The organism is Bacillus sp. BC08 (assembly GCF_054326875.1).
On the sequence record NZ_JBTGPA010000019.1, the window covers coordinates 100,466 to 125,070 of the forward strand.

Below are 24,605 nucleotides of genomic sequence, written 5' to 3' on the forward strand. Positions count from 1 at the left end.
CCTTTTTATTTGTTCTTAGAAAGAACGATTTTAACGAAAGTTCTTACCACGTTATGAATATAACTATAATAGTACACGATTTATTCAGCTACGTATGGAAGTGGGAGGGACGAGTGTGAAGAATAAAAATAAAAGTTCAACAGTTGGAAAACCGTTGTTATATATTGCGCAAGTAAGTTTGGAACTTGCTGCACCAAAAATAAAAAGGATTATCTTAACAAACTTTGAAAATGAGGATCGAAGAGAAGAAAGTAATAGAAATGAAAATGAAAATGAAAATGCTGTAAGTAGTGCTGTGGAAGAGGTAATAGAACAGCAAGAACAACAAGAGCAGCAAATAGAAGAAATAGAAGAAGAGGAACAAGTACAAGAACAGCAAGAGCCAGTGAGAACTGTTCCGTATAATAAATCATTTAAGGATATGAATAATGATGAGAAAATTCATTTTTTATTAAATCGCCCTCATTACATTCCGAAAGTAAGGTGCAGAATAAAAACGGCTACAGTTTCTTATATTGGATCAATCATATCGTATCGTAATGGCATTGTATCCATTATGCCGCAAAATAGTATGAGAGATATTAGGTTGTCTATAGATGATATCCAATCAATTAGTATGGCCGGCTTTTAAATATGTAAAGGTGGTAGAAAATCTTCTACCACCCCAATAGTTTTTTAGTTTACTTCACTTATTAGATAGAAACGTCGCGTAAGCACTGAATCGCACAGAAGCAGCTTAAATCAACAGTAAGACAAGTGTTAGTCGATACTAATCTTGCATTTGGTACAGCTAAAAACGTACAAATTGGATCATTATCAGGTGGTACAGGAGAAGTATCACCTAATACTACAGTTAATACACGTAATACAGCACAGCTATCATCATCTACACTTTCCACACGGAAAATTGGAGATCGGCAGCTTGAAAGGCTTGCAGTTGGTGCAAATGCTTCAAAAGGTTCTCCAGTTTTTGTGTATAAAATAAAAGGGCGTGTATTTGCTACTGAAGCACTATTGTGTGCTCCTAAAAATGGGATTTCACAACCAGATCCACACGTTGTTGTAGAACAATCTTGTAATTCATTGATGAATTTTACAACGTCAACTACACAATGAGAAGAGCCATGGTGTTTATTTTCGTTACAACTCATTAATGTCACTCCTTATCTTCTTGTTTGTATTTACATTAATAAGATATTGGAGTCGAGGAGATTTGGTCACAATCTCAAGAGCTTTTTTTTTAAATAGGCGAAAGAAGATAAGGGAAGGTGGAATCATGCTGTTTACAAGTTGGCTTTTATTTTTTATTTTCGCTTTAGCTGCTTTTAGGCTCACCCGTTTAATTGTATATGATAAAATTACAGCTTTTTTGCGAAGACCGTTTATTGACGAATTAGAGATTGCAGAGCCGGATGGAAGTATATCAACTTTTACAAAAGTCAAAGGTAAAGGATTGAGAAAGTGGATTGGCGAATTATTAAGCTGTTATTGGTGTACAGGTGTATGGGTTAGTGCTTTTTTATTAGTTTTATATAATTGGATCCCTATCGTTGCAGAGCCGTTACTTGCATTATTAGCTATTGCAGGTGCAGCAGCAATTATTGAAACGATTACAGGATATTTTATGGGAGAATAATATATTTTTATAATATGAGAGAAAGCGGAGTTTAAAAGAATGAGGGAACGGAAATAAAGAGTTGTTCATATAGTAAATAGACAGAATTGATAGTAGAGGAGATGTTTGCTGTGAGCAATAATCCAAGGCAAAATTCATATGACCTGCAGCAATGGTATTACATGCAGCAACAGCACCAAGCACAACAACAGGCATATCAAGAACAGTTACAACAACAAGGATTTGTAAAGAAAAAAGGATGTAATTGTGGGAAAAAGAAGAATACAATAAAACATTATGAAGAATGAAACACTCATAGTACTGTGAGTGTTTTTTATTATACATATAAAAAGCGGTATTTCTAGTGAAGAAATACCGCTTTTTACTAGCTAATTTGTGCAACTGTTAATGCTGCAGCACGGACGTCTACAGTTCCAATTAACTCAACTGGTACAATTTGAATTAAGTCGCCAGGATTTAAGTTAATCAGAATAACACCACTGGATACATCTACTTCACCAGTACCAATAACGTTAGATCGAACCGCTGTACCTGATCCAGGAATAATGTTAGCCGGCGTACCTAATGATAAGAAGAAACGACCAGCTTCTGGTGCAACAGGTGCGTTATCAAGACTAATTGTTAATGTATAACTGATTTGATAAATACCAGCTCGTAGAATTCGAATGCCATCTCCGACACTTACTGTATCATTTATTACAGGAACAGTAATATTTGGGTTTGGACTTACGCTAGGTAATAGTAATGGTGTGAATAATGAAGCGAACTGAGGGGCAGAAGCGTTGAAAGCAAAACCGAAGGCAGGTAGTGTACTAGCTGGTTTCGCCTCACAATCGATTTTAGTAAATTCGCAATCAGAAGAGAACATGTTTTTCACTCCTTTATCTGTTTCTACTTTCAGTTAATGAAAAGGACAGGTTCTATGTTCTAGACAAGTTCCCAATTTTATAAAAAATACATAATAATACCTTTTAAGCATGGATTGGGTGGCAGAAAATTCTGCCACCCAATCCATGCTTAACTCATTATTTAGTTTTAAATCGTAACATCACGTAAGCATTGAATCGCGCAGAAGCAACTTAAATCAACAGTAAGACAAGTATTGGTCGATATTAATCTTGCATTTGGTACAGCTAAAAACGTACAAATTGGATCATTATCAGGTGGTACAGGAGAAGTATCACCTAATACTACAGTTAATACACGCAATACAGCGCAATCATCATCATCTATGCTCTCGACACGGAAAATTGGAGATCGGCAGCTAGAAAGGCTTGCAGTTGGTGCAAATGCTTCAAAAGGTTCTCCACTTTTTGTGTATAAAATAAACGGGCGTGTATTTGCTACAGATGCACTATTATGTGCTCCTAAAAATGGAACTTCGCAACCAGATCCACAGGTTGTGGTTGCACATTCTTGTAATTCATGTATAAAACGAACGACATTTGATACACAGTTGAAATCACAATCGTGATGATGATGATGATGATGGTCTTCGTTACAATTGCAGCTCATTATGTTCACTCCTTATCGTGAGTTCTGACATACACTATTACAATATGAACGGGATATGGTTGATATTACGTTAATTCGTATGATAAAAACAAGGAATTTATATAGTAGGGATGTACATAATGCAATATGAAAAAAAGACATCCTTATTTAGTGGATGTCTTTTCAGGTAAATTTTTTCGCGCAGTATATAAAAAACGAGAGATATCTAATTTTTTTCCTCTAAAAAATTGCGGAGAGGAAATATAAAGTTCTTCTTTCGCACGTGTAATGGCGACATAAAGTAGTCGACGTTCTTCTTCTAAAGCTTCAGAAGTCTCTGTAACACGATCATTTGCATCTTTTAAAGAAGAAGTATGGGGAAGAATACCATCGCTTGCTCCAAGTAAAAAGACGCATGGAAATTCAAGACCTTTTGCGTTATGAATAGACATAAGCGAAACAGCATTTTTTTCAGGCATTGTTTTTAATGCTTCCATTTCTTTTTGGCCTTGAATTGCTTCATCAATAAATTGTAAATATGCTGGAATGTCGGTGAAACGAGTTGCAGACTCCATTAATTCTTCTAACATTTCTTCTTGTATATCTTTATGCATCGTAAAGGAAGAGCGATCATTACTTTGTAAGTACTCTAAATACTTTCCTTTACCATGAATAATTTCTTTTAATGCTTTTTTCGGTTCTAATTCTTTTATAAATTTAATAAAATCGATACGCTCATTTACCTTTTTCACTTGAAAAGGTTTTAAGCTCGGATTTAATAATAAGAAATGAAGAAGAGAAGGGAAGCGGCCCTCACCATATTTCCATTGTTCACGTTCAATAAATGAAATACAATCATCACGCCCAATATACATCGTTGGTAATATATTTGAAAGTGATTCTAGTCGAAACGGTTCAATCACCAGCCTTAAATGATCTAATACAGGCTTAATTAAAGAATGTTCATAAAATGATTGACTCGCCCCGTGCTTAATAAACGGGATTTTGTGAATGGTAAGCTGATCAAGTAACGAACGGCTTACAGAATGTGTGCGATACAATAAACAAAAATCTTTAAAGTTACGTTCGCCGCTATCTACTTTTTCTTGAATGAGCTGCAAAATTTGATTTGCTTCATCAAGAGTTGTAGCAGGTCTTGCGTAAAAAGGTTGTACACCTTCTTCGCGCACAGAATATAGCTCTTTATCAAAACGTTCTTGATTTAGTTTGATAACTTCATTTCCAAGCCCGACGATAAAAGGATTGGATCGATAATTCGTATTCAGTGCGATAATCGTAGTGTTATCAAATTCTTTTGGAAAAGATAAAATAATTTGGTGACTTGCTCCTCGCCAGCCGTATATCGCTTGGTCATCATCACCTGCGATAAATAAATTATTTCTTGGCGTGGCTAACAATTTTACGATTTCATATTGTGCATACGATGTATCTTGGAACTCATCTACTTCAATATAGTGGAAACGTTGTTGTAATTGGGTAAGCAAAGGAGCGTTATTTTCTAACATATAATATGTTTCTAATAGGATGTCATCGAAATCAATATAATTATATCGTTGTTTCACTTCTTCAAAACGCTCGTATACTTCTTTAAACTCTTGTTCAACGGGTGTTTTTGCTTTTACATCTTTCGGACGATTCAATTTGTTTTTCTCAAGTGAAATCATAGCGAGCATCGTTTCAGCATCATAATCGTCTTTTAAGCGTAACTCTTTTAAAATTTTCTTTATCATAATTTGTTTATGTTTTTCATTTGCTAAAATTTGCTGATTATATCCTTGACTACGAAGCAATTTTAAAAAGACAGAGTGGAACGTACCAGCAACAACGTAGCTACTTGCTGCACGATTCATACCTGGTAAATTTGCTACACGGTTTCGGATTTCTTCAGCTGCTTTTTGTGTAAATGTAAGTAATAAAATATTGCGCGGATGAACTTGTTTTACATTTACTAAATAACCTACGCGAGTTGTTAAAACAGACGTTTTCCCGCTTCCAGCACCAGCTAATGTAAGGACAGGGCCTTCTGTCGTTCGCACGGCTTCTAATTGTTTTTCATTTAAAAATACATTTTGTTGCTCGAGAGCGCGGAAATACGCTGCATCCGCATCTTCTTCCATAATTAAATGGGTAGATGTTTTCGGAATATGGTATGTTGCACGCGGAATATCAGCGTGCGTTAATGATTTTTGTGAAAATTTTTCTTGTGTCATATATTCACCTTCAAAACTATAGCATCAACATTTAACTTTAGCGGAAGAAAAAGAAAATAGCAATGTAAAAAACAGGAGGGGATACCTCCTGTTTTCAAATTACAATTCTTTTATCATAACGATGTGAGGAATATTTGCTTCCATGAATACATTAGAATTCGTTACATATCCAAGTTTCTTATAGAAATCTTCAGCATGTGTTTGGGCATGCAGCTTTAATTTTGGTAGCGAGTTTTCCTTTGCATACGCTTCAAGTGCATCCATAACGATTTTTCCGATTCCTTTTTTCCGATGGGAAGCTAGTACGCAAATGCGTTCCATTTTTCCTATTCCATCCAGTATGCGAAAACGACCAGCACCAACTGGAACATCATTATCATATATAACAACGTGTGTTGAAGTTTCTTCAAATTCATCATACTCTTCTTCAGCAGAAACTTGTTGTTCATTCACAAATACTTGCTTACGTACAGAGAATGCGTCTCTTAGTTGTTCGTCCGTTTGTACGATCTGTGCGTGCAAATTAGTTGTGCCCCTTTCCAAGGTGGAATGTTTCGTGTACAGTCCATGTTCCATTTTCTAATTGATATAGAAGATGGAAGCGATCAATTGGTTGTTCATAATAGAAATCTTTCATACGTAATCGACCTAATACATCAGCATGCTCTGCATCTGATAAGCCTTGTCCGATTGTTAAATGAGGTACGAAAGCATATTCGCGTTCTTGTGTAAAGAATTCACTATGCATTTCTTCATTTAAGAAAGTAAGTTCAGGTGTTTTTTCTACTTTAAAATAAAGAACATTATTAACAGGTGCGAATGAACCAACTTTTCCGACATGAAGGGTGAAAGGGTTCGTTTTACTTGCGATTGTATGTAACTCGTTTACAATCGATTCTAATTGTTCATCTTGCGTCTCAAAGGGTGTTTTCAATGTAATGTGTGGCGGAACTAATGCGTAGTGCGGATCATAACGTTTACGCAATCCGTTCGCTTTATCTTGAATCATTTTAGATGGAAAAATTACAATGCCTAATTTCATGTTCCAATTCCTCCCTTTGTAAGTCTAGTTAGATTTTGAGAAAATAACTCTCTTAATCTATTATATCAAATTATTCTGAATACTGCTCCCTATTATTTCATTGATAGAATATGAGAGAAAGCTTTTGGTAAATCAGTTTGCCAATATTTCCACGTATGGTTACCTTCAAACTCCTCGTAATGCGTGATGAAATTTCTATCTGTCAGAAGCGTATTGAGCTCACGGTTCGGCCCTACGAAATCGGATACTTGTCCATCCGTACGCTTTACAGCTGTTTCTTCTGTCCCAATGACGTGATAAAGGTCTAGCGCCTCCGGATTTTTGAAGTCTTTTGCTAAGTTCATCACTGTTTCATCCACAAATGGTGATTGCATAACGACTTTACCGAATGTATGCGGATACATAAGTGCAGTCATGAAGGAAACTGTTCCGCCAAGAGAATCACCAATTAACACACGACCTTTTCCCATTTGGTACGTTGGATAATTTTCATCGATATATGGTGCAAGTTCATGAGCAAGGAAACGAATATAAGCAGCGTTTTTTACTTCATTTGGGAAATATTTTTCTTTACGATCGTGTACATTTTTATATGGAATACCGACAATAATTGTACGGTCAATTTCTTCAGTTTCACGAAGGCGCTCAATTACACGGTGCGCTTTACCAAGCTGAAAATAATCTCTACCATCTTGTGCAATTACAACTGTATGTTTGTGCAGTGGTGTGTAATTTACTGGTAAGTAAACGAGAAGTGTAACATCTTCCTGAAGTGATGCGCTATAAAATGAAATCTCTTCAATTCTCCCGATTGTTTGATTCATGTAGATCCCCCTAAATAAAAAATTTACTGTGATGATTGTAAGAGCGACGCTTGTAGTGAAAAAGAAAGAAATATCCACTAATAGGTGCCTTCATTTCTATTTTACCATAATGGTACGAAGAATCTAAAAAATTAGTATTTAAGTTATGAAAGAAAACGGATATAATGAAGTGGGATTTTTGACAGGTGAGAGGGGAGACGGAATTTGAAACAAGAAAGATCAATCGCACTACCATTAGCCATTTCCATTATAGCCATTTCATTCGCAGCAGTTTTTGTAAAGATGTCCTCAGCACCATCTTCCATATTAAGTATGTATCGATTATGGATTATCGTACTTATTATGCTGCCTATCGTTTGGAAAAAGAGGGAAGAGTTTAGTAAGATTCAAATAAAAGATTGGGGATTTTTAATTGGATCTGGTTTCTTTTTAGCACTTCATTTTCTTTTATGGTTTGAATCTTTAAAGCATACGACAGTTGCTAGTTCGACAATTATTTTAGCGCTTCAACCAATCGTATCTTTAGTTGGAGGTTTTTTCTTATTTAAAGAAAGAACTACATACTCAGCCATTGCGACAATGGGAATTGCGATATTAGGCGTAATGTGTATTGGGTGGGGAGATTTAGGGCTAAGTGAACAAGCCATTTATGGAGATATATTATCCTTTTTAAGTGTAATTGCGGTTGTCGGTTATTTATTTATCGGGCAAACGACAGTAAAGAAAGTATCACACTGGATTTACAGCTTTACAGTTTTTGCATTCGCAGGTATTTTTATGGGGATTTATAATATAGTGTTGCAAGTGCCTTTTACAGGTTATACGAAGTGGGATTGGACCGTTTTTCTTTTACTTGCGGTTGTCCCGACAGTGTCACACGTCATTAATAATTGGTTATTAAACTACGTAAATGCAACAACAATTTCAATGAGTATTTTAGGAGAACCCGTTGGAGCATCTATACTAGCCTTCTTCTTACTCGGTGAAAGACTAAATGTAATGCAAATTATCGGTAGCATGCTCGTATTGTTTGGTGTATCTGTTTTCTTACTACAGCAACAAAAACGAACAGCAAAAAATGTAGTAAACGAGCCGGCGTATACACAGGAATTATAATATTAGAGGAGAAAAGAGAAGTTGTGATACTTCTCTTTTTGTTTTATAGAAATACGGGTGTGGAAGGGGGAAGTTTAATGGAATTTCCATCAAAAAAAGATATATGGTTATATCCGATTTTTTTCGTTGTCATTGGAGCGTGTTTTGCTCCCTTGTTTGCAGGGAGAGAGTATTTTCTTTTATTTTTTACAATTCCATTAGCGATATTATTTATTTGGAGTTGGTTTTCGACAAAATATATCGTCGGAGAAGAAACAATTACTATTAAATCTGGTTTCGTTAAAAAGCGCATATTTATACGAGATATAAAACAAATTTCAAATACGAAAAATCCAGTAGCAGCTCATGCCTTATCATTTGATCGACTTGAAATTATTTATGGATCACATCAAACAGAAATTATTTCTCCTAAAGATAAAGAGCAATCCATCAATCTCGTTACAAGTAAAAATTCACATATTGAAACAAAGTAAAAGAGTGGCTACGAAGCCACTCTTTTACTTTGGATTTGTCATATAAGGTTGTACATGAATCATGCATAGGTCACGGAACTTTCCTTCAGCAGTTGTGACAATTACGACTGCTCTTCCGGCACTTTTTCCAGTAATCGTTACCGTATCACCTTTTGGATACATTGTGATAACATCAGCATTCATATTTGTCCAAATAAGTTCTGTATTCGTTGCTTGCACTGGCAAAACAGAAGCTGATAACTCAGTGCTTTGTCCAGTTCTTACTTTTAACTTATTTTTTTCCATATGAACACCAATGACTGAAATAACAGAAGGAGCAATTGTAATTTTGGGTGGATTAGGTTGTATGTTCAAACAAGACGCAGAAGTATTTGTGATAGGTGAAAATTTTCGTGTTTGTTGTTGCTGGAAAGCTGCTAACATGTTGGAGTCCCCTTTCTGTATAAGTGCTGATAGTACTACTATAAAGGAGTAGTGTTATGTTTAATTTAACGCAACATAAAGAATTTGTTAAATTCGAGCAGAAGATTGTCGAAACTTGATAAAAAGAAAAGCTCTGCTGTTATCGTAACAGCAGAGCTTTTCCTTTATAGATTATGGTTATGTTGTTTTTCAAAATTCTCAAATTGCTCTTCAACTTTTTTTGAAGGCTGCGTTAGTAAACTAACAATTACGATTACTAGTAAACTAATAGTGAAACCTGGAATCATTTCATATAAGAATTCTTTTAAGAATTTGAATTGAGTCCATATAATAACAGTAGCGGCACCAGAAATCATACCAGCAAGCGCGCCCCATTTCGTCATACGTTTCCAATATAAGCTTAATAAAATAGCAGGTCCGAATGAAGAACCGAACCCAGCCCAAGCGTATCCAACAAGAGCTAAAATCGTATCATTTTGTTTAAATGCTAATGCGCCCCCAACTAATGCGATAACAAGTACAGCCATACGACCGACAAATACAAGTTCTTTATCAGAAGCAGAACGTTTAAAGAAGGTACGATATAAATCTTCTGTTATAGCACTAGAAGTAACGAGTAACTGAGATGAAATTGTACTCATAACCGCTGCTAAAATAGCTGCTAATAAAAATCCAGTAATAAGTGGATGGAATAAAATAGTGCCAAGTTCAACGAAAATCGTTTCTGGATCAGAAAGTTTTAAACCTGCTTTTGAATAGTATGCAATACCGATAAGGCCAGTAAACATAGCTCCGACAACAGAGAAAATCATCCAGCTCATACCAATACGTCGTGCGCTTTTAATTTCTTTTACAGAAGAAATCGCCATAAAGCGTACGATAATATGTGGTTGTCCAACATAACCAAGGCCCCATGCGAATAATGAAATAATTCCTAATACAGAAGTACCTTTAAAAATATCTAATAAGGCCGGATCGATAGATCTAATTGTTTCAAATGCTGGACCCAGTCCATTTACGTGCATAATTGTTACGACTGGAACAAGAATAAGAGCGACTACCATAATGATTCCTTGCACGAAGTCTGTCCAACTTACAGCTAAAAATCCACCAAATAATGTGTAAGCTACGACAACTCCACCAACGATAAGAAGACCAACATGGTAATTGAGTCCAAATGAATTTTCAAATAATACAGCGCCAGAGACAAATCCTGAAGCTACATAAAACGTGAAAAATATCATAATAACAAGTCCAGATACTAGGCGTAGCATATGGGATTTGTCGTGGAAACGATGTTCCAAAAATTCTGGGATAGTAATAGAGTTGTTTGCAATTTCAGAGTAGGTACGTAAGCGAGGAGCGACATAGATCCAGTTTGCGTATGCGCCTAATGTTAGGCCGATCGCAATCCAACTACTACTTAATCCAACGCTAAACATTGCACCGGGTAAGCCCATTAAAAGCCAACCACTCATATCAGCTGCTCCAGCACTTAATGCTGTTACTGCGGGGCCTAGTGTACGCCCGCCAAGCATATAATCTGTTAAGTTGGACGTTCGTTTATAGGCGAAATAGCCAATTACTAACATCCCGAGCATGTAAATAGAGATAGAAGTTAAAGTTAACATCTGCGTACTCATGTAGTTCCCCTTCCTTTTGTCATGTCTTTTGATGCGTTATGCATATTTATAATCTATCATGATTATTCTGAAAAATCCATACAGAAATACGAATTTTCAGAAATGTAAGCGTTTTTTGACATCGTTTTACTTTTTTAATATATAATATTCATGCAAAAAACCTTATTTTTAATAGAGTATTTATTATATTTACATAAAAAGAGGTTGTTTTGTCAATATAATATTGAAAGGAGAGAAAAATAAAATTTTTTTAAAAGTATTGACTTATGAAAAAAGTTAGGTCTATAATGAGTGCAACTTAAAAAAAATGCAAGCGTTGATGAAGAAGAGTACACATGATGAACATGTCAGAGAGCTGATGGTTGGTGCGAATCAGTATGGGATTGATGTGGAATGGGCTTCGGAGCTTCCAAACCGAAACGAAAGAAGTAGGCTTTGGCGACATGATCTCATCGATACAAGAGACACGTATTATTTTTGATACGGTAAAGTGCGTTACATTCGTAACGAATTAAGGTGGCACCACGGGAGTACCCGTCCTTTCTATAGGATGAGTACTCCCTTTTTGTGTACAAAAAATTAAATAAATGAAATCGTTGAAGTAAGAAGAGTACGTATATTGGAGACGTTACAGAGAGCCGGGGATAGGTGGGAGCCCGGTGCGGTGCCATATACGGAATGGGCTTACGAGAGGTATGCTGAACAATTATTTTCAGTAGGCAACCCGGGTTCCGCCGTTACAAGGATAAGGTATATATTTTGTACCTGAACAAAGCGGGATGCTTTTGCGTCCAACATGAGGTGGTACCACGGTAAATTTATCGTCCTCTACATATTTTCGATATGTAGAGGACTTTTTTATTTTTCAGGGTGAGGTGAAGGACATGATGACGAAAGAAGAATTTATGAAACGAAAAAGAGAAGAAAAAACATTTTTAGTAATTACCGAAGAAGAAGGAGATAGCATTACGCCAATTTCTTTATATAGACGTATGAAGGGAAAGAAAAAGTTTTTATTAGAAAGCTCACAGCTTCATCAAGATAAAGGACGCTATTCTTACTTAGGATGTAATCCATATGGCGAAGTGAAAAGCGTTGGTACGGAAGTGGAACGAACGATTTACGGCCAAACAGAAAAGCTGCAAGGTAACGTACTACAAGTGTTAGAGGAAGAAATCGCGTCAGCTCAAGTAGACAGTCCATTCCCGTTTTGCGGAGGAGCAGTTGGTTATATTGGCTATGACGTCATCCGGCAATATGAAAACATTGGCGTAGATTTACACGATCCATTAAATATTCCAGAAGTACACCTTTTACTGTACCGTGAGTTTATCGTGTATGACCACTTACGCCAAAAATTATCTTTTGTATATGTATGCAGGGAAGAAGATGCAGCTTCTTATGAAGAAGTATATGAAAGATTGCAAGTATACAAAGAGGAAGTGCTGAGGGGAGAAGAAGTGGAAGTAACTGAAATAAAATCAACATTATCATTCACTTCTTCTATAACAGAAAAAGAATTTTGTGCGATGGTAGAAACGGCGAAAGAATACACTCGGGCCGGGGACATATTCCAAGTCGTATTATCCCAGCGTTTGCAAAGTGAATGTATTGGTGATCCATTCGCTTTATATCGAAAACTTCGAATTGCAAATCCGTCACCATATATGTTCTATATCGATTTTCAAGATTATGTTGTACTCGGTTCTTCGCCAGAAAGTTTGTTATCGGTAAGAGAGGGTAAAGTGATGACGAATCCAATTGCTGGTACGAGGCCGAGAGGGAAAACGAAGCAGGAAGATGCGGAAATTGAAAAAGAATTGTTAGAAGATGAGAAAGAACGAGCGGAGCATATGATGCTTGTGGATCTTGGAAGAAATGATATAGGTAGAGTGAGTGAAATTGGCTCAGTTACGATAGATAAATATATGAAAGTAGAAAAATACTCTCACGTTATGCACATTGTATCTGAAGTTTACGGAACATTGCGAAAACAAATGAACGGATTTGATGCATTAGCGTATTGCCTGCCAGCAGGAACAGTGTCAGGCGCTCCGAAAATTAGAGCAATGGAAATTATAAATGAGCTAGAGAATGAAAAAAGAAATGTATACGCGGGTGCAGTTGGATACGTTAGTTTTTCAGGGAATCTTGATATGGCGCTTGCGATTCGAACGATGGTCGTCAAGGATGAAAAAGCATACGTTCAGGCAGGAGCGGGAATTGTTTATGATTCAGACCCAGTAGCTGAATATGAAGAAACGTTAAATAAAGCGAGAGCACTATTGGAGGTAATGAAATGATTGTACTGATTGATAATTATGATTCATTCACATATAACTTGTATCAATTATTAGGTGAATACGAAGAAGATATTGTTGTCGTAAGGAATGATCAAATAACGATAGAACAGTTAGAAGGGATGAATCCAACAGGAATTGTGCTTTCACCAGGACCAGGAAAACCAGAGGATGCTGGTATTTGTATCGAAGTGATTCGTCATTTTTATAAGAACGTTCCCATATTAGGTATTTGTCTTGGCCATCAGGCGATTATATCAGCATTTGGAGGAGACATTGTAAGAGCAGAACGTATTAAACACGGAAAAACATCCCGTGTGAAACATAACGGAACGTCAATTTTTTCATACGTTACCCAGCCATTAACGGCGATGCGCTACCATTCCCTTGTTGCAGCGCAAACGAGTTTGCCAGAGTGTTTTGACATACTAGCGACTGCGATGGACGATGGAGAAATTATGGCAGTTCGTCACAATTATTATCCGCTATTCGGATTACAGTTTCATCCGGAATCAATCGCAACAGAAGAAGGCGGAAAGTTAATACGTGCTTTTTTAGGCGAAGTGAAGGAGGAGGAAAGAGTATGAATAACTATCTTCGTAAATTAGTGGAGGGACAACATTTAACAGAAGAGGAAATGTATAGAGCCGGGCTTCTTTTATTAAATGAAAACATATTGGAAAGTGAAATTGCAGCCTTCTTAGTCTTACTGAAAGCGAAAGGTGAAACGGCAGAAGAAATATACGGCCTCGTTCGAGCTCTTCGTGAAAAGGCATTACCGTTTTCGAACCATATACAAGGAGCAATGGACAATTGCGGGACAGGTGGTGACGGTGCCCAAACGTTTAATATTAGTACAACATCGGCATTTGTACTGGCAGGAGCTGGTGTAAAGGTTGCAAAACACGGTAACCGAGCTGTTTCTAGTAAAACAGGAAGTGCAGATTTATTAGAAGAACTCGGTGTAAATATTAGCAGTACGCCAAACGAAATTGATTATTTATTAGAGCATGTCGGCATTGCATTTTTATTTGCACCAGCGATGCATCCAGCATTAAGGCGCATTATGAAAATAAGAAAAGAATTAAATGTGCCAACGATCTTTAACTTAATTGGTCCTTTAACAAATCCAGTGAATTTAGAAACACAATTTGTCGGCATTTATAAACGAGATATGTTGCTACCAGTTGCGCAAGTATTGCAGAAATTAGGCAGAAAACAAGCGCTTGTCGTAAACGGAAGTGGTTTTTTAGATGAAGCATCATTGCAAGGAGAAAATCGTGTTGTCATTTTAAAAGATAATGAAATAGTAGAAACGAGTATTGAACCTGAGAAATATGGTTTCTCAGTAGTGAAAAACGAAGAGATTAGAGGTGGAGATTCGAAAGAAAATGCAAAGATTACGCTCGGAGTATTAAGCGGAGAAAAGAGTGTTTACCGCGATACTGTTTTATTAAATGCAGGTCTAGCTCTTTTCGCAAATGGAAAAGCAGAAACGATTGAAGAAGGAATTATACTAGCGGCACATAGTATTGACTCTGGAAAAGCATTAGCCAAACTAAACTTATTAATTGCAGCAAGTCATGAAAAATTAGAAAGGGTGAATTAAAGTGGGGACGATTTTAGACAAAATTGTAGACCAAAAGAAAAAGGAAGTTGCGACATTATATGAAACATATACACCATTAAAAGAAAGTAGAAAGACACATTCACTTGTAGAAGCATTACAGCAGTTTACTGTCATTGCAGAAGTAAAGCGAGCATCACCATCAAAAGGAGATATCAATTTACACGTTGATGTACGAAAACAAGTAAAAACATATGAAGAATGCGGTGCAGGAGCAGTTTCTGTTTTAACAGACGGTCAATTTTTTAAAGGGTCGTTTCATGATTTACAAACGGCAAGAGCAGAAAGTAACATTCCGCTTTTATGCAAAGATTTCATAATCGATAAGATTCAAATTGATAGAGCGTATGAAGCTGGCGCAGATATTATTTTACTAATCGTAGCGGCGTTAACGAAAGAGAAGTTAAAAGAACTGTATAGCTACGTACTAGAAAAAGGATTAGAAGCAATTGTTGAAGTTCATGATGAACAGGAATTAGAAATTGCGATCCAATTAAATCCGCACGTTATCGGTATTAACAACCGTAATTTAAAAACATTCGAAGTCGATTTAAGCCAAACAGAACAGCTTGGAAGACGATTAAACGAGGAAAATTTACTTTGGATTAGTGAAAGCGGGATTCATTCAAAAGAAGATATTATTCGCGTCAAACGAGCTGGAGCAAAAGGTGTATTAGTTGGAGAAGCACTTATGACATCATCTTCTATAAGTACCTTTTTCGAAGACTGTAAGGTGAACATATGAAAGTGAAAATTTGCGGCATCACTGATGTTGAAACGGCAAAACGTGCTTGCGAATACGGAGCAGATGCACTCGGATTTGTTTTTGCAGAAAGTAAGCGAAAAATCACTCCAAGGCTAGCGAAAGAAATTATTCAGGAGCTTCCAGCAAACGTATTAAAGGTCGGTGTTTTCGTAAATGAATCAGTAGAAGAAATCCAGAAAGTTGCAGATGAATGCGGGTTAACGCATGTGCAACTACATGGGGATGAAGATAATCATCAAATCAGAAGATTGAATATTCCGTCTATAAAAGCGCTTGGAGTAGTTTCAGAGGATGATATGAAAAACGCTCAAACATATGAAACGGATTATATATTGTTTGATAGCCCGAAAGAAAAGTTTCACGGAGGAAATGGAAAGACATTTTCATGGGAGTTACTCACGCATATGCCAAAAGAATTGCGAGAGAAAACGATATTAGCTGGTGGATTAAACGCTCTTAATATAGAAGAAGCGATTCGAACTATTCAGCCATACATGGTCGATGTAAGTAGTGGAGTGGAGACAGAAGGAAAGAAAGATTTAAAGAAAATAAAACAATTTATTATAAAAGCGAAGGAGTGTTCCAAATGAACTACGCATATCCAGATGAAAAAGGTCACTACGGTATATACGGGGGACGATACGTTCCAGAAACGTTAATGCAATCTGTATTAGAGGTAGAAGAAGAATATAAAGAAGCGATGCAAGATGAAGCGTTTCAAAAGGAATTAAATCATTATTTAAAAACGTATGTCGGAAGAGAAACACCACTTTATTTCGCTAAAAATATGACGAAGTATTGCGGCGGTGCAAAGATTTATTTAAAACGTGAAGATTTGAACCATACAGGAGCTCATAAAATTAACAATACAATTGGTCAGGCACTTCTTGCAGTACGAATGGGCAAGAAAAAAGTTGTCGCTGAAACAGGAGCAGGACAACACGGAGTGGCAACCGCTACTGTATGTGCCCTACTCGGATTAGAATGCGTCATCTTTATGGGAAAAGAAGATGTGAGACGTCAAAAATTAAATGTGTTCCGAATGGAGTTACTCGGAGCGAAAGTAGAAAGTGTAGCGGCAGGTAGCGGCACATTAAAAGATGCGGTGAACGAGGCACTTCGTTACTGGGTTTCACACGTGCACGATACGCACTACATTATGGGATCTGTTCTCGGACCGCATCCATTCCCGCAAATTGTTCGTGATTTCCAAAGTGTAATTGGGAAAGAAACGAAAAAACAATATGAGGCGTTAGAAGGAAAGTTACCGGAAGCAGTCGTTGCTTGTATTGGCGGTGGTAGTAATGCGATGGGAATGTTTTATCCGTTCGTACACGATGAAGAAGTCGCTCTTTACGGCGTAGAAGCAGCAGGGAAAGGCGTTCATACAGAACAGCACGCAGCGACTTTAACGAAAGGAAGCGTTGGTGTTTTACACGGATCGATGATGTACCTTCTGCAAAATGAAGAAGGACAAATTCAAGAAGCGCATTCTATTTCAGCAGGGCTTGATTATCCAGGTGTTGGGCCAGAACATAGCTTGCTAAAAGATATTGGCCGCGTTTCTTATCATTCCATTACAGATGATGAGGCGTTAGAAGCGTTTCAATTATTAACGAAAAAAGAAGGGATTATCCCGGCATTAGAAAGCTCGCATGCTGTCGCATATGCGTTAAAATTAGCGCCGCAAATGAAGAAAGACGAAGGACTTGTCATTTGCTTATCTGGCCGCGGCGATAAAGATGTAGAGAGTATAAAACGTTATATGGAAGAGGTGTAAAAAATGGGAGTAGAAAAAATTACAGCAGCGTTTGAAAATGGTAAGAAAGCATTTATTCCGTACGTAATGGGCGGAGATGGTGGCCTTGAAAAATTAAAAGAAAGAATTCGTTTTTTAGACGAAGCAGGAGCAAGCATCGTTGAAATCGGCATTCCGTTTTCAGATCCAGTCGCAGATGGTCCAACAATTCAAAGAGCAGGGAAACGAGCGCTAGATAGCGGTGTAACATTAAAGGGCATTTTTCAAGCATTAATAGAGGTAAGGAAAGAAGTACAAATTCCATTTGTACTCATGACATATTTAAATCCAGTACTCGCATTCGGAAAAGAACGATTCATCGAAAACTGTATAGAAGCAGGGGTAGACGGTATGATCGTTCCGGATTTACCGTATGAAGAACAAAATATTATTGCTCCGTTACTTCGAGAGGCAAACATTGCGCTAATTCCACTCGTTACAGTAACGAGCCCAATTGAGCGAATCGAAAAAATCACGAGTGAATCAGAAGGATTCGTCTACGCTGTTACAGTAGCGGGCGTAACAGGAGTACGTCAAAATTTTAAAGGTGAGATTCATAGTTACTTAGAAAAAGTAAAATCACATACACATTTACCGGTAGTCGCAGGGTTCGGTATTTCAACGAAGGAACATGTAGAAGAAATGATTACAATATGTGATGGGGTAGTTGTTGGAAGCAAAGTCATTGAGCTGTTAGAAAATGAAAAGCGAGAAGAAATATGTGAATTAATACAGGCAACAAAACAAAAAGAAGAGGCATAAGTCTCTTCTTTTTGTTTTACGTAATAAATGTTAAAATATACAGAAAATACATACAACTCAAAGGGTGAGAAAGCATGCTAAGACGGAAACTACTATATCTTCTTTTAACTGTACCACTATACGCTTGGCTCATTAGCATGACGAAAATAGAATTGATGGCTCTATTTTTAGGATATGTATTCATCTTTTCCAACTTAAATCGCATTCAAGAGCAATCTATTTTAGAAATATGTATATTTTCGATTAGTATAGAACTATTTAGTATCGTTTCGATTGTATTATTAAACGAATTATTTCGCTGGATCCATTCATTTGAATTAATGAAATTTGGGAATGTTGTATTGCAAGTAATATGTGCTTATATTGTGTTTGTTGTGTTAGACAAAATAATGAGGCAGCAGAACGTGTTTCATGATAATAGAAAATGGGAATGAAAAGGAGTCATTTGGCTCCTTTTTTGAATCTGTTGTAAAAACAATTGAAAATTACGACATCTGTTATATAATAGTTAAAAATTGTATTTTTAATGAAAAGAGATGATAACATGGCCATATTGTTGGCACTTATCCCAATTATGATGATTTTCATTTGTTTGTTTTTATTTAAACAAACGTCATTACGGTCCTCGTTAATTGCTTACGTTGTGTCTGTTGGAATCGTTTTACTCTCGCCAACGTTTCAACTAGGGATAAGTGAAACTGTGCACGCAACGATTAAAGGTTGGTTAATTTGTTTTATTGTCGGGTACGTGTTGTTTTTCGGTATTTTTTTATTTCACCTCATGAACAAAATGGGATACATCGATCAAGTAGCGCGTTTTTTAGAAGAAGTGACGCACGATCGTTTATTACAAATGCTTCTTATGTGTTTTGGTATTTGTCCACTAATCGAATCAGTAAGTGGATTCGGAATTGGTTTCATGGTTGCAGCACCTATCTTTCTATCATTAGGCTATAAACCGTTTCAAGCTGTACTACTTTCATTTATTGGTTTACTAGCTAGTTCATGGGGCGCAATGGCAACTGGTACGATTATCGGTTCGCAGCTTATAAATATGCCGCTTACAACACTTGGTACAAATACGGCACTACTAAGCATTCCGATGTTTGCTTATTTCGTCATTCTTTCTTTACATGTTGTTGGAGGCTGGCAGGCCGTTATGGAAAAGTGGAAGGAAGGATTCGGTTTCTTTCTATTATTCTCTCTCGGAATCTATCTTTCTAACGCATATGTAAGTGTTGAACTAGCAGGTATATTAAGTTCTATCGTTACAATTACATTTGGCTTTCTTATCATTAAATTAAAAGGAAAAAGTGAGCAAAATGTAATGACAGAACATGCTGCAGCAACGGAAAGAGAAGTATCTATTATAAAAATTATTAGCCCTTATATATTCTTAACTGTTTGTATTTTGCTTTCTCGCCTCGTACCAGCATTACATGATGTATTCAGATCATATGCAGTCCTTGATTTAAAATCATACTCTTACAAATTAGAAATGCTATATTCACCAGGATTTTGGCTCGGTATGACGTGCTTATTTACTATTATCTTCTTCCGCATTCCATATCATATTATTAAACAATCACTCTCGCAAACGATAAAGCAATGGATTCCATTTGCAATTACGACGACAATGTTTATCGCTATTTCAGAACTAATGGGTGCATCTGGTATGCATTCATTGCTTGCAAAAACAGCTGGTGAAACATTTGGAACGTTTTTCGTTTTCGTTGCTCCGTTTATTGGCGCTATTGGTGGCTTTTTAACAGGTAGTAATGCAGGATCAAATGCGATGTTTATAAAACTACAAATGCAAACGGCGCAAAACGTAGCACTCCCGTGGCAATACGTCACAACACTGCAAAACACAGCATCGTCAGTAGCGACAATCGCTTGTCCGTCACGGATTACACTAGGTGCGTATTTATGTAATATCCCGTATCGTGAAAATGAACTATTAAAGAAGACGACGTTAATGATCTTTGGTGCGGTGTTGCTCGTAGTAGTAGAGGTTATTGTTTGGTATATGTTGAGAAATTAAAAATCCTCCTAACATAGGAGGATTTTTTTTATGATTGGATAATGTTTTAAATATGTAAAGCTTCTACTAAATGAATAGGAGATGAAATGTATGCCCCTAAAAAACTACGGTGTATTAAAAGGTACAGTTATACAATCAAAGATTGGAAAAGGGAGAACACCTCATTATCAAGTTCATTTACAAGGCGAAGCAGAAGTAAATTATCGTATTGCAATTAATGTGAAATCGCAAAGTTATCCGTCAGAAGTTTTATATTTTGCGAGCGACAATATTCGGTCAGAGGCGATTCACATTTTACCGACATTACCATTCGGTTTTACAGAAATAAAAAACAATGAACCGAAAGTAGCTTTAGACTACGTAAGAGGTAATGTATTTGAATCGAAACAAATGATTCCTTTACCTGCTGAAAAAGCAGGAGTGGATAATGATTTAAATGAAAAAATAGAACGTTATATAAAACGAGCAATAGAAGAAAAAGCGATTATTTACGCGTTCGGTGAAAGATGGGGACCAGAAGAAAATACACCCGATTCTTACTTCCATTTCGAACCAGGAAACGGTATACACGATATTCATATGAACCAAGGGAATGTAGAGAAATGGAAAGGTGATAATGGTATATGGCAAGACGGAGGTATACTCATTCACTTCGAAAAGGAAGAATCATGGATCGGTATTTTTCTTGCCTTCCAGTCGCAGTCATGGTGTACAGATGAAGAAGGACATGCTCGTGTTCCGGTTGAGCATTGTGATTATAAGCGGAATAATTGAGGAGAAGAGGGCGTTCAAAATGAACGCCCTCTTCTTATTTTATAAAACCCAAAACTAACAAGTGTAGAAATGCAAGAGAACAGCAGAGCCACACTAGAAAACGCAATGAGGTACATATTATACTTCATCACTTTGCCGAGTAGCTGATTACTGTCGTATTGAAATAGTCCTGCGATTATGTTGAATAAAAATAATACGATAAACATGACGATCACACCGTCTATTGATCCTTTAATATCTGGTTTACTTAAAGCGATATGTGCAGAAATACAAATGGCGATAAATAAAAATAACCAAAAGGAAGGGTTCAATACATTACTTATTGTAAATAAGCTTTTCAATAATACAAACGTCGACAAGAGCATGTTTTGAACCATTTCTATATTAATAGAAGTAGAAGCAATTGTTTTTTCGAGAGTTGTATTAAATAAGAAATATGAATTTGGTACGAAATAGCGCATTAAAAGGATTAACGCAGTAATACCAGAAATAATAGGACCGATTCCAATGAAGAAGTTCCCAATTCGTTGATATACACTTTTTTGATTGTATTGATGTTGTACGTAGCCTAAAGCACCTTGACTTGTATCTGTTGGGAAAAACTGCGTTGCTACAATTTTATGACGAAATAGTACACACATAATGGCATGTCCAAGTTCGTGAATTGGAACACCAATCCACGCCGTTAAAAGGAATCCTTTTCTTCCGAAAGCTCTCGACCAATACATGCGTGTGAGAGATTCTAAATAACCTAATAGAAATCCAATTACAATGATAACGCCAATTAAAGAAAATAATTGGATTACGCTTGTAAGGAGTATTTGAAAAATTGAGTTTACCAATTCCATTGTCTTTCATCCAATCTGTTAAAAATGTTATTTGTTCTGTTTCATAATAGCATTATTTTTCAAGATTGCTAGCATATATATTTCCATTTGAAAGAAGGATTTCATAATCTTTTTCTTGTAGTCATGTTTTATGTCCAAAGTCATATATTGAATTTGTAACACCCTATATGGTATATGCTCAAGGAGGGATGAGAGAATGAAATGTCCGGCGTGTCAGACGGAAAATGCAGCAGAGGCAAAGTTTTGCGGGAATTGTGGACATTCGTTGACGGAGGAAGCAGTAGCGAGTGGTGCACAGGAAGAAGGGGAGCAACAAACACGCGTAGCACCAGCAAAGGAAACTCGACCAAATGAAACGGTAGAGCAAGCGAAGCGGTTTGCAAGTGGCTATTTTCAGTTCTTTAAACATGCTTTCAAAGCACCGACAGTGATTATGAAAAGCGGCAAGGTTGAAGTACGAAATGGAATTGTAAGTCTTGTTCTTATTTGTTTTTTAGGGGCATGTATTTTTTATAGAATGATGAGTACTGCAGCAGCTGTTACGAAAACATTTGCACCAGATATACCTACTCCTACATTCTTTTTGGACTCTGTAACGGTCTTTTTATTTTTATTAATTTTAACTTTATTTGTCGGATTTATTATTTTTGTAAGTGGAAAGATGATGAAATCTTCTTTTTCATTTCTTGAAGTATTCGGCGTATGGGGAACGATAGCAACGCCGGCTATCGCTATATTAGTTCTTACATTTCTTTTTAGTTTTCTATTAATCTTTTTCTTACCGATATTACTATCTGTAGCTACAACTTATATAGGGATTAGTATAACTGTTGCTATATTAAAATTAGACAACGGCGGATTAGATCTTGTTTACACACTTATTATCGCAAATGTTTTAATTGGAATCGCAACATTCATTGTACTTTGGTCTTACATTAGCACGATAATTCAAACCTTTACACAGGGATTAACTGGCTTCTAATGAAAAGGTGGTTGAATGGATGAATGTATGTACAAAGTGTGGGACTCATTTTGAAGAAGGTGTGCAATTTTGTCAAAACTGCGGTAAGAAGATGGAAAGTCGTGTAGTAAAGAAGAAAATGAGCAGCGGTACAAAAGTTGGCATTACACTTTTAGTACTACTTTTTATAGCGATTGTCGGTTTGTATGTATATGGATCGTCGTATTATACGCGGGCTGAGCAAGTAGACCGGATGATTACTATTGTACAAGAGCGGGACGGGGAGAAGTTAGCCGAAATCATCACAGCAGATGATCCAGCCATTATTGTCACGGGAGAAAGTTTAATGCCACTATTTTCGTATATAAAAGAAAATCCATCTTACGTGAATGAATTGAAAGAATATTTGAGGCAAGATGAAAAACGAGGGGACGGAACCGAAAGAGCAGATTTTTCGTTAACGAAAGACGGGAAGTATTTCTTTTTATTTGATCGGTATAAATTGAAAGCGAAGACGTATTATACGACTTTACTTTCAAGTGAAAAAGGTACATCTTTAAAAATGAACGGAAAAGAAATTGATAAAACAGATGATAAAAAGTTTGAGAAGCAATATGGACCGTTTCTTCCAGGGACTCAAGTGTTTCAATCAGAATATAAAAATGATTATGTAAAACTATCACGTGAAGAAAAGGTTGTACTTATGAAACAAGGTCAAAATAACGTAACGATAGATTTAACGTTGCAAGGGCAATATATTACTGTCCAAACGAATGCACCTGGTGCAACATTGTATGTGAATCAAAAGCCAGTTACAGCTCTGGCTGGAGAAGAAATTACGTGGGGACCGGTAGCAACTGATGGAAGTACGACGATTTATTTAGAACGAAATGGAGAAAATGGAAGGGAAACGACGAAGGTAGAAACGGTAACGGCACTTCCTTCTTATAATCTTCCATTCCAAAAGAAAAGTACAGAAAAAACAGTTGTTTATAATGTTACTCCACCACCTACGACTCGGTATGTATATAATGGTTTCATCTTCTCTGATAGTGATATTCGGAAACTAACGAGTGCGGACTTAACATATTTATCGAAAGAGCATTTGAAAATTGCTAGAAACGAAATATATGCAAGGCATGGACATATTTTTCAAACGAAAGATATGCAGGCGTATTTTTCAAAACAGTCTTGGTATAGAGAAAATCCGTATTTTACAGGAAAGCTAACAGATATTGAAACTTATAATGTGGAACTGATTAAAGCAAGAGAATAAACATGTGAAAAAGGTACAGTGCATAACTGTACCTTTTCTATGGTTTTTTAGCTGGACCAGGATCCCTTGAGAAAAAGATATGAAAGAGGAATGTGACTTTACTTGCTCCACCTGATGTACTTGCTTGCACATCAGATAATGCACTAGATGTTAACACACCTTCAGAATGAGGCGGTACCACTATTTTGAGAGCATCATCTGAATCTGATGATGCAGTAACTGTTATTGTATCATCAGATAAGTTCAAAATCTTTACAGTACCGATTGGTAAGATGGACTTGCCAGCGTGCGATGCTGAAGCGAAGTGAGAGCCTTTCCAAATCGTTTGTGCGAAAGTCTCATCATTAGATAACCAAGCGCGAGCGCTGTATAATGTTGCATTAATAGAAAATTCTTGATCAAGCGACACGGCGGGTTTCGGTTCTTGCGGTTCCTCTGGAGTTTGAGCGAGAAGGCCGGCACACATACATGTTTCACCTCTACTTTCGATTATTACTGTTATAGCATATTAAATATGTTGTTTATAAGACACGACGGCTACCTAGTAAGGTATAGGTTTGTGCACCA

28 protein-coding genes and 2 other annotated features are annotated in these 24,605 nt (G+C 36.7%); of the genes, 17 read left to right on the forward strand and 11 right to left on the reverse strand.

The window, feature by feature from the left end; all coding sequences use genetic code 11:
* Positions 1-94: 94 nt before the first annotated feature.
* A complete protein-coding gene (locus ACXVYO_RS04050) occupies positions 95-631 on the forward strand; it encodes a spore coat CotO family protein (RefSeq protein WP_458466104.1) in 537 nt (178 codons plus the stop codon).
* Positions 632-692: 61 nt separating this feature from the next.
* On the opposite strand, the gene exsY is transcribed toward ACXVYO_RS04050, so the two are convergent.
* Positions 693-1,151, reverse strand: a complete 459-nt coding sequence (gene exsY / locus ACXVYO_RS04055) for an exosporium assembly protein ExsY (protein ID WP_001277728.1) — start codon at positions 1,149-1,151, stop codon at positions 693-695.
* A 125-nt stretch (positions 1,152-1,276) separates the two neighbouring features.
* Between exsY and ACXVYO_RS04060 the strand changes: the two genes are divergently transcribed.
* Both ACXVYO_RS04060 and ACXVYO_RS04065 read left to right on the forward strand, forming a co-directional pair.
* Positions 1,277-1,636, forward strand: a complete 360-nt coding sequence (locus tag ACXVYO_RS04060; protein WP_458466105.1) for a DUF1360 domain-containing protein — start codon at positions 1,277-1,279, stop codon at positions 1,634-1,636.
* A 101-nt stretch (positions 1,637-1,737) separates the two neighbouring features.
* Positions 1,738-1,923 carry a cytochrome C oxidase subunit III gene (locus ACXVYO_RS04065; protein ID WP_458466106.1) on the forward strand — a complete coding sequence of 62 codons (186 nt, stop codon included), beginning with the start codon at positions 1,738-1,740 and terminating at the stop codon, positions 1,921-1,923.
* A gap of 77 nt (positions 1,924-2,000) precedes the next feature.
* Here ACXVYO_RS04065 and exsF read toward each other — a convergent pair whose 3' ends face one another.
* From exsF to ACXVYO_RS04095, 6 genes are all read right to left on the reverse strand, one after another.
* Entirely contained in the window at positions 2,001-2,504 is a 504-nt protein-coding gene (exsF, locus tag ACXVYO_RS04070; protein ID WP_098667940.1) for an exosporium protein ExsF, read from the reverse strand.
* Positions 2,505-2,671: 167 nt separating this feature from the next.
* Complete coding sequence (gene cotY, locus ACXVYO_RS04075) at positions 2,672-3,151, reverse strand: spore coat protein CotY (RefSeq protein ID WP_458466107.1); 480 nt, start codon at positions 3,149-3,151, stop codon at positions 2,672-2,674.
* Positions 3,152-3,294: 143 nt separating this feature from the next.
* The gene (locus ACXVYO_RS04080) at positions 3,295-5,361 is read right to left on the reverse strand and encodes an ATP-dependent helicase (RefSeq protein WP_097845356.1); all 2,067 of its coding nucleotides are present in this window, start codon (positions 5,359-5,361) and stop codon (positions 3,295-3,297) included.
* Between the two features lie 99 nt (positions 5,362-5,460).
* Positions 5,461-5,883, reverse strand: coding sequence for a GNAT family N-acetyltransferase (locus tag ACXVYO_RS04085; RefSeq protein ID WP_073517523.1), 423 nt, complete (start codon positions 5,881-5,883; stop codon positions 5,461-5,463).
* A 1-nt stretch (position 5,884) separates the two neighbouring features.
* The gene (locus tag ACXVYO_RS04090) at positions 5,885-6,403 is read right to left on the reverse strand and encodes a YjcG family protein (protein WP_073517522.1); all 519 of its coding nucleotides are present in this window, start codon (positions 6,401-6,403) and stop codon (positions 5,885-5,887) included.
* A gap of 92 nt (positions 6,404-6,495) precedes the next feature.
* Positions 6,496-7,227 (reverse strand): alpha/beta hydrolase, encoded by a 732-nt coding sequence (locus tag ACXVYO_RS04095; RefSeq protein WP_001076844.1) that lies wholly within the window; start codon positions 7,225-7,227, stop codon positions 6,496-6,498.
* A gap of 204 nt (positions 7,228-7,431) precedes the next feature.
* Between ACXVYO_RS04095 and ACXVYO_RS04100 the strand changes: the two genes are divergently transcribed.
* Both ACXVYO_RS04100 and ACXVYO_RS04105 read left to right on the forward strand, forming a co-directional pair.
* Complete coding sequence (locus tag ACXVYO_RS04100) at positions 7,432-8,343, forward strand: DMT family transporter (RefSeq protein WP_046957040.1); 912 nt, start codon at positions 7,432-7,434, stop codon at positions 8,341-8,343.
* Positions 8,344-8,420: 77 nt separating this feature from the next.
* Positions 8,421-8,816: a PH domain-containing protein gene (locus ACXVYO_RS04105; protein WP_458466108.1), complete on the forward strand. Its 396-nt coding sequence runs from the start codon at positions 8,421-8,423 to the stop codon at positions 8,814-8,816.
* A 24-nt stretch (positions 8,817-8,840) separates the two neighbouring features.
* Here ACXVYO_RS04105 and ACXVYO_RS04110 read toward each other — a convergent pair whose 3' ends face one another.
* Both ACXVYO_RS04110 and putP read right to left on the reverse strand, forming a co-directional pair.
* Positions 8,841-9,239 carry an Ig-like domain-containing protein gene (locus ACXVYO_RS04110; RefSeq protein WP_088029000.1) on the reverse strand — a complete coding sequence of 133 codons (399 nt, stop codon included), beginning with the start codon at positions 9,237-9,239 and terminating at the stop codon, positions 8,841-8,843.
* A gap of 164 nt (positions 9,240-9,403) precedes the next feature.
* Entirely contained in the window at positions 9,404-10,882 is a 1,479-nt protein-coding gene (gene putP, locus ACXVYO_RS04115) for a sodium/proline symporter PutP (RefSeq protein ID WP_458466109.1), read from the reverse strand.
* A 307-nt stretch (positions 10,883-11,189) separates the two neighbouring features.
* Positions 11,190-11,427 (forward strand) — a binding site (T-box leader).
* A 42-nt stretch (positions 11,428-11,469) separates the two neighbouring features.
* Positions 11,470-11,714 (forward strand) — a binding site (T-box leader).
* 52 nt (positions 11,715-11,766) lie between these two features.
* Between putP and trpE the strand changes: the two genes are divergently transcribed.
* From trpE to ACXVYO_RS04165, 10 genes are all read left to right on the forward strand, one after another.
* Entirely contained in the window at positions 11,767-13,185 is a 1,419-nt protein-coding gene (gene trpE, locus ACXVYO_RS04120) for an anthranilate synthase component I (protein ID WP_458466110.1), read from the forward strand.
* Positions 13,182-13,769 (forward strand): aminodeoxychorismate/anthranilate synthase component II, encoded by a 588-nt coding sequence (locus ACXVYO_RS04125; RefSeq protein WP_000636338.1) that lies wholly within the window; start codon positions 13,182-13,184, stop codon positions 13,767-13,769. Before trpE ends, ACXVYO_RS04125 begins: the two co-directional genes overlap by 4 nt.
* On the forward strand, positions 13,766-14,791 hold the full coding sequence (trpD, locus tag ACXVYO_RS04130; RefSeq protein ID WP_458466111.1) for an anthranilate phosphoribosyltransferase: 1,026 nt from the start codon (positions 13,766-13,768) through the stop codon (positions 14,789-14,791). Before ACXVYO_RS04125 ends, trpD begins: the two co-directional genes overlap by 4 nt.
* Position 14,792: 1 nt before the next feature.
* The gene (gene trpC, locus ACXVYO_RS04135) at positions 14,793-15,554 is read left to right on the forward strand and encodes an indole-3-glycerol phosphate synthase TrpC (RefSeq protein WP_458466112.1); all 762 of its coding nucleotides are present in this window, start codon (positions 14,793-14,795) and stop codon (positions 15,552-15,554) included.
* Positions 15,551-16,165, forward strand: coding sequence for a phosphoribosylanthranilate isomerase (locus ACXVYO_RS04140; protein WP_458466113.1), 615 nt, complete (start codon positions 15,551-15,553; stop codon positions 16,163-16,165). Before trpC ends, ACXVYO_RS04140 begins: the two co-directional genes overlap by 4 nt.
* Entirely contained in the window at positions 16,162-17,355 is a 1,194-nt protein-coding gene (gene trpB / locus ACXVYO_RS04145) for a tryptophan synthase subunit beta (RefSeq protein ID WP_458466114.1), read from the forward strand. The genes ACXVYO_RS04140 and trpB overlap by 4 nt, the downstream gene beginning before the upstream one ends.
* Positions 17,356-17,358: 3 nt before the next feature.
* Positions 17,359-18,135, forward strand: a complete 777-nt coding sequence (gene trpA / locus ACXVYO_RS04150) for a tryptophan synthase subunit alpha (RefSeq protein ID WP_262740944.1) — start codon at positions 17,359-17,361, stop codon at positions 18,133-18,135.
* A 74-nt stretch (positions 18,136-18,209) separates the two neighbouring features.
* Positions 18,210-18,569, forward strand: coding sequence for a DUF4029 domain-containing protein (locus tag ACXVYO_RS04155; protein WP_458466115.1), 360 nt, complete (start codon positions 18,210-18,212; stop codon positions 18,567-18,569).
* Positions 18,570-18,679: 110 nt separating this feature from the next.
* On the forward strand, positions 18,680-20,179 hold the full coding sequence (locus tag ACXVYO_RS04160) for an L-lactate permease (protein ID WP_458466116.1): 1,500 nt from the start codon (positions 18,680-18,682) through the stop codon (positions 20,177-20,179).
* Between the two features lie 90 nt (positions 20,180-20,269).
* Complete coding sequence (locus ACXVYO_RS04165) at positions 20,270-20,953, forward strand: DUF2278 family protein (RefSeq protein WP_458466117.1); 684 nt, start codon at positions 20,270-20,272, stop codon at positions 20,951-20,953.
* Positions 20,954-20,967: 14 nt separating this feature from the next.
* Here ACXVYO_RS04165 and ACXVYO_RS04170 read toward each other — a convergent pair whose 3' ends face one another.
* Positions 20,968-21,801, reverse strand: a complete 834-nt coding sequence (locus ACXVYO_RS04170; RefSeq protein ID WP_458466118.1) for a hypothetical protein — start codon at positions 21,799-21,801, stop codon at positions 20,968-20,970.
* 196 nt (positions 21,802-21,997) lie between these two features.
* On the opposite strand from ACXVYO_RS04170, the gene ACXVYO_RS04175 reads away from it, so the two are divergent.
* Both ACXVYO_RS04175 and ACXVYO_RS04180 read left to right on the forward strand, forming a co-directional pair.
* Complete coding sequence (locus ACXVYO_RS04175) at positions 21,998-22,783, forward strand: zinc ribbon domain-containing protein (RefSeq protein ID WP_458466119.1); 786 nt, start codon at positions 21,998-22,000, stop codon at positions 22,781-22,783.
* 19 nt (positions 22,784-22,802) lie between these two features.
* The gene (locus ACXVYO_RS04180) at positions 22,803-24,038 is read left to right on the forward strand and encodes a TcaA 3rd/4th domain-containing protein (RefSeq protein ID WP_458466120.1); all 1,236 of its coding nucleotides are present in this window, start codon (positions 22,803-22,805) and stop codon (positions 24,036-24,038) included.
* 37 nt (positions 24,039-24,075) lie between these two features.
* Here ACXVYO_RS04180 and ACXVYO_RS04185 read toward each other — a convergent pair whose 3' ends face one another.
* The gene (locus tag ACXVYO_RS04185; protein WP_458466121.1) at positions 24,076-24,504 is read right to left on the reverse strand and encodes a hypothetical protein; all 429 of its coding nucleotides are present in this window, start codon (positions 24,502-24,504) and stop codon (positions 24,076-24,078) included.
* Positions 24,505-24,605: the final 101 nt, after the last annotated feature.

What these genes read in the sequence shown, in the direction of transcription:
- ACXVYO_RS04050 (WP_458466104.1), top strand. Translation starts at nt 95, where the DNA reads ATGGAAGTGGGAGGGACGAGTGTGAAGAATAAAAATAAAAGTTCAACA.
- exsY (WP_001277728.1), bottom strand. Translation starts at nt 1,151, where the DNA reads ATGAGTTGTAACGAAAATAAACACCATGGCTCTTCTCATTGTGTAGTT.
- ACXVYO_RS04060 (WP_458466105.1), top strand. Translation starts at nt 1,277, where the DNA reads ATGCTGTTTACAAGTTGGCTTTTATTTTTTATTTTCGCTTTAGCTGCT.
- ACXVYO_RS04065 (WP_458466106.1), top strand. Translation starts at nt 1,738, where the DNA reads ATGTTTGCTGTGAGCAATAATCCAAGGCAAAATTCATATGACCTGCAG.
- exsF (WP_098667940.1), bottom strand. Translation starts at nt 2,504, where the DNA reads ATGTTCTCTTCTGATTGCGAATTTACTAAAATCGATTGTGAGGCGAAA.
- cotY (WP_458466107.1), bottom strand. Translation starts at nt 3,151, where the DNA reads ATGAGCTGCAATTGTAACGAAGACCATCATCATCATCATCATCACGAT.
- ACXVYO_RS04080 (WP_097845356.1), bottom strand. Translation starts at nt 5,361, where the DNA reads ATGACACAAGAAAAATTTTCACAAAAATCATTAACGCACGCTGATATT.
- ACXVYO_RS04090 (WP_073517522.1), bottom strand. Translation starts at nt 6,403, where the DNA reads ATGAAATTAGGCATTGTAATTTTTCCATCTAAAATGATTCAAGATAAA.
- ACXVYO_RS04095 (WP_001076844.1), bottom strand. Translation starts at nt 7,227, where the DNA reads ATGAATCAAACAATCGGGAGAATTGAAGAGATTTCATTTTATAGCGCA.
- ACXVYO_RS04105 (WP_458466108.1), top strand. Translation starts at nt 8,421, where the DNA reads ATGGAATTTCCATCAAAAAAAGATATATGGTTATATCCGATTTTTTTC.
- ACXVYO_RS04110 (WP_088029000.1), bottom strand. Translation starts at nt 9,239, where the DNA reads ATGTTAGCAGCTTTCCAGCAACAACAAACACGAAAATTTTCACCTATC.
- putP (WP_458466109.1), bottom strand. Translation starts at nt 10,882, where the DNA reads ATGAGTACGCAGATGTTAACTTTAACTTCTATCTCTATTTACATGCTC.
- trpE (WP_458466110.1), top strand. Translation starts at nt 11,767, where the DNA reads ATGATGACGAAAGAAGAATTTATGAAACGAAAAAGAGAAGAAAAAACA.
- ACXVYO_RS04125 (WP_000636338.1), top strand. Translation starts at nt 13,182, where the DNA reads ATGATTGTACTGATTGATAATTATGATTCATTCACATATAACTTGTAT.
- trpD (WP_458466111.1), top strand. Translation starts at nt 13,766, where the DNA reads ATGAATAACTATCTTCGTAAATTAGTGGAGGGACAACATTTAACAGAA.
- ACXVYO_RS04140 (WP_458466113.1), top strand. Translation starts at nt 15,551, where the DNA reads ATGAAAGTGAAAATTTGCGGCATCACTGATGTTGAAACGGCAAAACGT.
- trpB (WP_458466114.1), top strand. Translation starts at nt 16,162, where the DNA reads ATGAACTACGCATATCCAGATGAAAAAGGTCACTACGGTATATACGGG.
- trpA (WP_262740944.1), top strand. Translation starts at nt 17,359, where the DNA reads ATGGGAGTAGAAAAAATTACAGCAGCGTTTGAAAATGGTAAGAAAGCA.
- ACXVYO_RS04155 (WP_458466115.1), top strand. Translation starts at nt 18,210, where the DNA reads ATGCTAAGACGGAAACTACTATATCTTCTTTTAACTGTACCACTATAC.
- ACXVYO_RS04160 (WP_458466116.1), top strand. Translation starts at nt 18,680, where the DNA reads ATGGCCATATTGTTGGCACTTATCCCAATTATGATGATTTTCATTTGT.
- ACXVYO_RS04165 (WP_458466117.1), top strand. Translation starts at nt 20,270, where the DNA reads ATGCCCCTAAAAAACTACGGTGTATTAAAAGGTACAGTTATACAATCA.
- ACXVYO_RS04170 (WP_458466118.1), bottom strand. Translation starts at nt 21,801, where the DNA reads ATGGAATTGGTAAACTCAATTTTTCAAATACTCCTTACAAGCGTAATC.
- ACXVYO_RS04175 (WP_458466119.1), top strand. Translation starts at nt 21,998, where the DNA reads ATGAAATGTCCGGCGTGTCAGACGGAAAATGCAGCAGAGGCAAAGTTT.
- ACXVYO_RS04180 (WP_458466120.1), top strand. Translation starts at nt 22,803, where the DNA reads ATGAATGTATGTACAAAGTGTGGGACTCATTTTGAAGAAGGTGTGCAA.
- ACXVYO_RS04185 (WP_458466121.1), bottom strand. Translation starts at nt 24,504, where the DNA reads ATGTGTGCCGGCCTTCTCGCTCAAACTCCAGAGGAACCGCAAGAACCG.